Origin of the sequence: Nocardiopsis alkaliphila YIM 80379 (assembly GCF_000341005.1) — a bacterium.
In the GTDB taxonomy this organism is placed as follows: Bacteria; Actinomycetota; Actinomycetes; order Streptosporangiales; family Streptosporangiaceae; genus Nocardiopsis; species Nocardiopsis alkaliphila.
In genome coordinates, this window is the sequence record NZ_ANBD01000007.1 from 1 (window position 1) to 6954 (window position 6954).

Here is a 6954-nt window from a genome sequence, read left to right on the forward strand (position 1 = left end):
CCGATGCCCAGCCGGTCGAAGGCGCGCAGCAGGTGGCGGTGGGCCTTGGGCCCCAGCCAATCCCCGACGTCGCCGGTGGTGGCGAGGTCGACCCGGAGCCCGGGGTGGGATTCGGCGATCTCGGTGGCGGCCTCGATCGCGGTCAGGTTTCCACCCACGACCAGGGCCCTGCCTTGGCCGTTCAAGTCGCTCAACCGCCGGCGCAGACGCAGCGCCGCGGATCGTTCGGTGACGTGGAAGACGTGTTCCGGGACCCCTGGTACGCCGTGATCGGCGACGGTACTGCCCAGCGTGTACGACAGGGTGTCGTACTCCCATCGGTCGCTGCCCCGCGCATCGGTGACGGTGTGGTGGTCGGTGTCGATGGTGCTCACGCGGGCCAGGCGAAAGCGGATGCCGGTGCCCGCGAACATCCGTGCGAGATCACGTCGGCGCAGGTCCTGGCCTGCGGCGAGTTGGTGCAAACGCATCCGTTCGGTGAAGTCGGGTTCGGCGTCGGTGGTACTTCACCACTTGAGGATCTATGCCGTAAAGGTGCTGGGCGATCGTTCGTCTTATCGTCTTAAGTGGATATCATCGCCCCATGGCGATGAATCAGAATGGGCGCGTCCCGCCCACGGGGGCAGCCCAAGCGCTCTTCCACAGCCTTGCCGACGGCACCCGGCTGGCGATCGTGCGTCGCCTGGCCCACGGGGAGGCCCGCGTGTGCGACCTGGTCGAACAGCTCGGGCTGGCCCAGTCCACCATCTCCAAGCACGTGGCCTGTCTGCGCGAGTGCGCCCTGGTTCAGGGCCGCCCGCAGGGCCGCCAGGTGTTCTACTCCCTGGCTCACCCCGAACTCCTCGACGTGCTCTCGGCCGCCGAGCGGCTTTTGGCCACCACCGGAAACACCGTGGCCCTGTGCCCCGAATACGGCATCGCCCCGAAGGAAGGAGGTGCCGATGAGTGATACCTGCGCCTGCTCGGATCAGGCCCCCCTCGACCACGAGGGCGCCCCCACCACGCTGTGGGGGGTGAGCGAGATCCGCTTCGCCACGGCGGCCGCGTTGCCCCTGGCGATGGGGTACCTCGTGGGCTGGTCCGGTGGCCCCACGTTCCTCACCCTCCTTCTGCACGCGGTGGCCTTGGCCGTGGCCGGATGGACCTTCGTGCCCTCGACGCTGCGCCGACTGTGGCGACCGGGACCGCTTCGGGACCGGATCGGTGTGGGTACCCTGATGACCATCGCCGCCGTGGGCGCCGTCCTGCTCGGCGAGGTGGCCGAAGCCGCCCTGTTGGCCTTCCTCTACACCATCGCCGAAGGACTCGAAGAGTACTCCGTGGCCCGTACCCGCCAAGGGCTGCGCTCCCTACTGGAGCTGGTTCCGGCCCGCGCCACCGTGGTGCGCCAGGGACGAGAACACGAGATCGACCCCGCCGATCTGCTGCTGGGGGAGACCCTGCTGGTCAAACCCGGGGAACGCCTGGCCACCGACGGACGGATCACCCACGGACACAGCTCCCTGGACACCTCCACCGTCACCGGAGAGTCCATCCCGGTGGAGGTTGGCCCCGGAACGGAGGTGTTCGCCGGGACGGTCAATGGCACCGGTGCCCTGGAGGTCACCGTCACCGCCACGGCCCAGGACAACTCCCTGGCGCGGTTGGTCCGGATTGTGGAGACCGAACAGGCTCGCAAGGGGAGCGGACAGCGTCTGGCCGACCGGATCGCCCGGCCCTTGGTACCCGCGGTCATGATCGCGGCGGTGATCATCGCCGGTACCGGCGCGTTGCTGGGCGATGCCGCACTGTGGTTCGAGCGCGCCTTGGTGGTGTTGGTGGCCGCCTCCCCCTGCGCGTTGGCCATCTCGGTACCGGTGACGGTCGTCTCGGCGGTGGGCGCCGCGACCCGACGCGGGGTGTTGATCAAGGGTGGTGCGGCCCTGGAGGCGTTGGGTCGGGTGCGGACCGTGGCCCTGGACAAGACCGGCACGCTGACCCGGAATCGTCCCACGGTGGTCGAGGTGATCGCGGAGCCCGGCCGGAGCCGGGAAGAAGTGCTGGGCGTGGCCGCGGCCCTGGAGGCCCGCAGCGAGCATCCTTTGGCGGCGGCGATCCTGGCCGAGGTCGAGGCCCCGAACGTGGCCCAGGACGTGGTGGCCGTCCCCGGGGCCGGGCTCACCGGTGTGCTCGATGGGAGCCCGGCCCGCTTGGGGCGCCCGGGGTGGATCCAGGCCGGTGAGTCGTCCTTGGAGGTGGAACGCCGGCAAGGGGCCGGCGCCACCGTGGTGCTGGTGGAACGAGAAGGGCACCTGGTGGGCGCGGTGGCGGTGCGGGACGAGCTGCGTCCCGAAGCCCTCGAAACGGTACGCGCGTTGAGGTCGGCGGGTTACGAGGTCGCGATGCTCACCGGGGACAACCGTGCCACCGCCACGGCGCTGGCCGCCCAAGCGGGGATCGAGGTGGTACACGCCGATCTGCGCCCTCAGGACAAGGCACGAGTACTCGACGAACTCCCGGGGCCGGTCGCCATGGTGGGCGATGGGGTCAACGACGCCCCGGCGCTGGCACGGGCCGACGTGGGCGTGGCCATGGGGGCGATGGGCACGGACGTGGCGGTGGAGACCGCGGACGTGGCGTTGATGGGCCAAGACCTGCGCCATCTTCCACGGGCATTGGCGCACGCCCGGCGCGCGCGAGTGATCATGTGGCAGAGCGTGGGGTTGTCGCTGGCGATCATCGTGGGGTTGATGCCCTTGGCACTGTGGGGAGTGCTCGGCCTGGCCGCGGTGGTGTTGGTGCACGAGGTGGCCGAGGTGTTCGTGGTGGCCAACGGGGTGCGGGCCGGGCGAGTGGGCGCTTGGACGGGTGTGATGAAGCCGGCGCCTCGGGCGGAGCCGGTGGGCTGAGGTCGTCAGGGCGACCACTGGGCGCGTCTTCTCGCCGATCGGGGCGGAGAAGGCTCATATGGTGCGGGAGCGGTCCGCCGTCGATCGCCCACGGTGATCGACGGCGGACCGTCGGTTCGCGCCCTTACGCCTCAGGCGTCGCCAACGTGCGGTTCAGGAAGTTTCGGATCAGGCCTGTCGCGGTGTCCAGGTGGCTTTCGAGCAGGAAGTGGCCACCGCCGGGCACCAGGTGGATCTCGGCGTCGGGCAAATCCCGAGCGAAGGCGCGTGCGCCCGCAGGGCCGAAGATGAGGTCCTCTGCGCCCCACACGGCCAGGAGTGGGACACGGCTCCGCCGAAAGTAGGTGTGCAACCTCGGGTACAGGGGGCGGTTGGTGGCGTAGTCGCGAAAAAGACGGAGCTGGGCCAGGTCGTCGCCGAGGCGGCTCCTGTCGTGGTGGTCGAGTGTCCAGGTGTCGGGGTCCACCGCCTCGGGATCGTCCACCCCGTGCAGGTACTGCCAGCGAATGGCCTCCAGGCTCAGAGCACTGCGGACCTTCGATTCCGTCTCGGGGCTCGGGTCTTCGGCGTAGGCCCACACCGGTTCCCAGAACCGAGGGACGAATCCGTCCTCGTAGGCGTTGCCGTTCTGGGTGATCACCGCAGTGACCGCCTCGGGGGTGTTCAGCGCGAGGCGCCATCCGATGGGAGCACCATAGTCCTGCACGTACATGGCGTAGCGGTCGATGCCGAGTTCGGTCAAGAACTCCTGAGTGATGTCGGTGAGTGCGTCGAACGTGTAGGGGAACACGTCGACGGAGGGGGCGTCGGAGTGGCCGAAACCCAGGTGGTCGGGGGCGATGACGTGGAACCGGTCGGCCAGTCGTGGGATCAGCCGGCCGAACATGCGTGAACTGGTGGGGAACCCGTGCAGGAGCAACAGGGTCGGTGCGTCCGGGGGACCGGCCTGCCGGTAGAAGACGCGGTGTCCCCGCACGGTGGCGTAGCGGTGGCGAACCTCGACCATGACTAACCCTCTTGTGTCTTTTTGGTGGTTATTCGAGCCTTCAGTGGACCCGATCTCAGGTAACCTGTCAAGTGCGGTAAGAGGGTTAGTCGGGGAACGGGTGGACGTGATCGACGAACAGGCACTGCTCCAGGCACTGAACAGCACCCCGGTGATGGAGGGGCGCAAGCAGGACCTGTGGGCCGACGACGCCGTCCTGCGGCGGTGGGCGCGAGAGCACGGCGGCTCGGGCGAGGCCACGGAGCTGGACCGGCTGCGACAGGCCCGGGACCTGCTTCAGGCCGCCACGTACGGACCCGTGCCCGAGGCGGACATGCGACGGGTGTTCACCGGGGTCCATCGACTCCCCGAAGTCGACGCCTCGGGCCTGCGCTGGCGTCTGACCGGGCCGCCCGAACGGATGCTCGCGGTGGAATTGGTGCTCGCCTGGTTCGACGTCCAAGAACGCAGACCCGGCCGTTTGCGTCCTTGCGGCAACGACGAGTGCCGTCTCTTCCTCCTGGACCGCAGTCGTGCCAACACCGCCCGCTGGTGCTCGATGAAGACCTGCGGTAATCGTCTCAAGGCCCGTCGCCACCAGGAGCGCGCCCGCCGGGAGCCGGGGACTTGAACGCGGCGCGGGCCGCTCAGAATCGGTTTCGGAGCGCGGGCCCGGGCAGGTCCAAGGGGAGTCGCCCGTTCGGGGCGGGGTGCGCCGGCTTCTCGGTGCCGCGCTCGTTCACGGGATGGTCGAGCCCGTGGCGGGCGGCGACCTCGCGGACGGCTTCGGTGACGATGTTCCGGTAGGACGCGGGTGCGTAGGAGCCCCGTCCGTACAGTTGCCGGTACAGCGGTATCAGTCGGGGATGCTCGCGTTCCAGCCAGGTCCGGTACCACTCGCGTGCGCCCGGCCGAAGGTGCAGGACGACCGGGGTCAGGCGGGTGGCCCCGGCCTCGGCGATGGCGGCGATGGTGCGTTCGATCTGTTCCACCGAATCGGTCAGCCCTGGAAGGATCGGTGCCATCAGGACCGAACACGCCAAACCTCGGTCGGTCAGTCTCTTCACTACGTCCAGGCGGGCCCGCGGTGAGGGGGCGCCCGGTTCCACGGTGCGCCAGAGGCGCGCGTCGATGGAGCCGATCGAGACCGCCAGTCCCACGTCGGTGACCTCGGCGGCCCGTTCGAGCAGGTCCAGGTCACGCAGGATCAACGTGCCCTTGGTCAGGATGGAGAACGGGTTGGCGGCCTCGCTCAGCGCGGCGATGATCTTCGGCATCAGCCGGTAGTGGCCCTCGGCGCGCTGGTAGGGGTCGGTGTTGGTGCCCATGGCGATGTGTTCGCCGCGCCAGGAGGGGCGGGCCAGTTGGGCGCGCACTAGTTCGCCGGCGTTGACCTTGACCAGGATACGGGTGTCGAAGTCCCGGCCGCTGTCCAGGTCCAGGTACTCGTGGGTGCGCCGGGCGAAGCAGTACACGCAGGCGTGCGCACAGCCCCGGTAGGGGTTGATGGTCCAGCGGAACATGGGGTCCGCGCCGGGTACGCGGTTGACGATGCTTCGAGCGCGGATCTCGATGGCGACCGGCGCGCCGGGCTCGCCCGCCCGGATGGGGGAGGGGGAGGGCGCCACCAGTCCCGCTCCGCCGGTTCCCCGGATTCGGGGTGTGGTGGGTGCGTCGAACAGGGCGGTCTGTCCGCTCTCGGTGTCTTCTCGCAGGTTCTCCCAGCGCATGACCTGATTCGAACATGTTTTCGAATGCCTGTCCAGTGTGTCTGGTGGGCAGGACTTCTCGGCTCGCTTCCGGTATTGTGAATCTACATCGTCAAGGTAAGGCTCTTTTTAATCGAAAAACCTTGACGTGAATCAAAGAACACTCACGTGGAAACCTTCACTCGCGTTGCCAGGGCAGAGTGCCGTAGCTGTTGCGGTAGACCTTGTCCGGCTTGGGATGGGTGAACTTCAAGCCGGTCCGGGTGTCATCGACCCGAAGGCAGATGCTTTCGACCAGGCCCTGGTCGTAGCCGATGGCGATCACGCGCTTCATGTTCAGGCCGGTGCCCCGCAGGCCCGCCCTTGGGCCAGGAGACCCACAACATGCCACCGGGACGCAGGTGCGGGTGGCATGTGGCCAGGTCCTCGCGCAACCGTTCGGCCTTGGTGGCGAACAGGTGCAGGTAGTCGCGGCCGTGCGGTCGAACGCCCATCTTCTGGGCCACCGTGCGCTGTTCGTTGGGGCGTTGTTCTTCGGGGCGCTGGGTCATGGCGCCGGTGTGCACCGGGGTGGTGCCAGTGAGACGCCGACTTCAGGTGGGCCGATGACCCACGGCGCGCAGCAGGTAGGGCAAGAGACGCTCGGCGATGTCGTGGCCGGGCGAGGGGCCCTCACCTTCGGTCGGTGGAACCAGGAAGGTGTGACTCACCATCGGCCCGATGACCAACTCGGCCACCACCAAGGGGTCCTCCACCGGTGGGATCTGGCCGCGGTGCGCGGCGCGCTCCAACAGGGCCAGGACTCGACTTTGCAGGGGCAGGACGAAGGCGTCGAAGAGGACGTCGGCCAGGGCCTGGTTGTGGGCGGCCTCGCCCAGAACGGCGCGAAGAAGACGACCTGAAGGGCCCTGAAGGGCGTCCGCCTTGTCATGGAGCAGGGCCCCCAGGTCGCTTTCGAGGCTTCCGGTGTCGTGGTCGGGCCCCAGGTTCTCGGCCCAGGCCTGGGCGGCTCCCACCACCAGATCCTGTTTGGAACGCCAGCGGCGGTAGAGGGTGGCGGTGGAGACCCCGGCCCGTCGTGCGACGGCGGCGGTGGTCAGACCGCTGTAGCCGTGCCGTTGGAGTTCGGCGAGGGTGGCATCCATCAGCGCGCGATCCCGGGTGGCGTCGCGAGGCCTACCTCGGGGGGCGGCCGGCGCGGACGTGTCGGGCAGATGGTCCGTCGTCATGGGAGGAATCCTATCGACTCCACCTCTTGGAAACGAAACGTTTTCGTTTAGTATCTGTGTCATGGTTAACACCGAGACCCCCAGCCAACCCCTCACCCTGACCACCGAGATCCCGCCGATCGTGGCGCGGCTGGGCGCCTCCT

At 68.6% G+C, this 6954-nt stretch carries 8 protein-coding genes; 3 read left to right on the top strand and 5 right to left on the bottom strand.

All coding sequences use genetic code 11. From position 1 onward, the window contains the following. Nucleotides 1–470: FAD-dependent oxidoreductase (locus D472_RS24485; protein ID WP_017602626.1), on the bottom strand; the 470-nt coding region annotated here is incomplete at its 3' end. A 113-nt stretch (nt 471–583) separates the two neighbouring features. On the opposite strand from D472_RS24485, the gene D472_RS0100955 reads away from it, so the two are divergent. Together D472_RS0100955 and D472_RS0100960 are read left to right on the top strand one after the other, a co-directional pair. Continuing rightward, complete coding sequence (locus tag D472_RS0100955) at nt 584–949, top strand: ArsR/SmtB family transcription factor (RefSeq protein WP_026117257.1); 366 nt, start codon at nt 584–586, stop codon at nt 947–949. Further along, nucleotides 942–2888 (top strand): heavy metal translocating P-type ATPase, encoded by a 1947-nt coding sequence (locus D472_RS0100960; protein WP_017602628.1) that lies wholly within the window; start codon nt 942–944, stop codon nt 2886–2888. Before D472_RS0100955 ends, D472_RS0100960 begins: the two co-directional genes overlap by 8 nt. A 124-nt stretch (nt 2889–3012) precedes the next feature. On the opposite strand, the gene D472_RS0100965 is transcribed toward D472_RS0100960, so the two are convergent. Continuing rightward, nucleotides 3013–3894 carry an alpha/beta fold hydrolase gene (locus D472_RS0100965; RefSeq protein ID WP_017602629.1) on the bottom strand — a complete coding sequence of 294 codons (882 nt, stop codon included), beginning with the start codon at nt 3892–3894 and terminating at the stop codon, nt 3013–3015. Nucleotides 3895–3994: 100 nt separating this feature from the next. Between D472_RS0100965 and D472_RS0100970 the strand changes: the two genes are divergently transcribed. Next, nucleotides 3995–4504 (top strand): CGNR zinc finger domain-containing protein, encoded by a 510-nt coding sequence (locus D472_RS0100970; protein WP_017602630.1) that lies wholly within the window; start codon nt 3995–3997, stop codon nt 4502–4504. Between the two features lie 16 nt (nt 4505–4520). On the opposite strand, the gene D472_RS0100975 is transcribed toward D472_RS0100970, so the two are convergent. The 3 genes from D472_RS0100975 to D472_RS0100985 form a co-directional block, all read right to left on the bottom strand. Further along, a complete protein-coding gene (locus tag D472_RS0100975; protein WP_017602631.1) occupies nt 4521–5603 on the bottom strand; it encodes an Rv2578c family radical SAM protein in 1083 nt (360 codons plus the stop codon). Nucleotides 5604–5760: 157 nt separating this feature from the next. Then, nucleotides 5761–5916 carry a hypothetical protein gene (locus D472_RS28365; protein ID WP_017602632.1) on the bottom strand — a complete coding sequence of 52 codons (156 nt, stop codon included), beginning with the start codon at nt 5914–5916 and terminating at the stop codon, nt 5761–5763. A gap of 259 nt (nt 5917–6175) precedes the next feature. Further along, on the bottom strand, nt 6176–6811 hold the full coding sequence (locus D472_RS0100985; protein ID WP_017602633.1) for a TetR/AcrR family transcriptional regulator: 636 nt from the start codon (nt 6809–6811) through the stop codon (nt 6176–6178). Nucleotides 6812–6954 lie beyond the last annotated feature (143 nt).